The sequence below is a fragment of the Kitasatospora nipponensis genome (assembly GCF_039528135.1).
Classification (GTDB): domain Bacteria; phylum Actinomycetota; class Actinomycetes; order Streptomycetales; family Streptomycetaceae; genus Kitasatospora; species Kitasatospora nipponensis.
The window spans coordinates 3,796-4,423 of record NZ_BAAALF010000051.1; the positions used below are offsets into that span (position 1 = coordinate 3,796).

Genomic DNA, 628 nt, shown 5'->3' on the forward strand with positions numbered 1-628 from the left:
GCGCCCGCCGCATCACCTGCCTTACCACGCCAGAAGGCAGCGTTATACCGGGCGTTGAGGGTGTCCGAATGGTCCGGCCCCGACACCCGAACCCGGGCCGCAACCAGCTCAGCGAACGCGGCCGCGGCACCCGCCGCATCACCCGCCTCACCCCGCCAGTCTGCGGCTCTATGCCGAGCGGTGAGGGTGTCCGGATGGTCCGGGCCCGACACTCTTACCCGGGCAGCGACCAGCCTGGCGAAGGCGGCCGCGGCGCCCACCGCATCACCCGTCTCAGCACGCCAGTAGGCGGCCTGGTACCGGGCGGTGAGCGTGTCCGGATGGTCCGGCCCCGACACTCTTACCCGGGCAGCGACCAGCCTGGCGAACACGGCCGCGGCGCCCACCGCATCACCCGCCTTACCACGCCAGTAGGCGGCCTGGTACCGGGCGGTGAGCGTGTCCGGGTGCTCCGGCCCCGATACCCGCACCCGATCCGGGAGCAGCTCCGCAAAGGCGGCCGCGGCGGCCGCCGCATCACCCGCCTCACCCTGCCAGTCGGCGGCCTCGTGCCGGGCGTTGAGGGTGTCCAGGTGGTCCGGCCCCGACACCCGCACCCGATCCGCAACCAGCCCAGTGAACGCGGCCG

1 pseudogene is annotated in these 628 nt (G+C 73.6%); it reads right to left on the reverse strand.

The window, feature by feature from the left end:
• Window positions 1–628 (reverse strand): annotated as a pseudogene (locus ABD323_RS16715) (tetratricopeptide repeat protein); the annotation flags it as partial.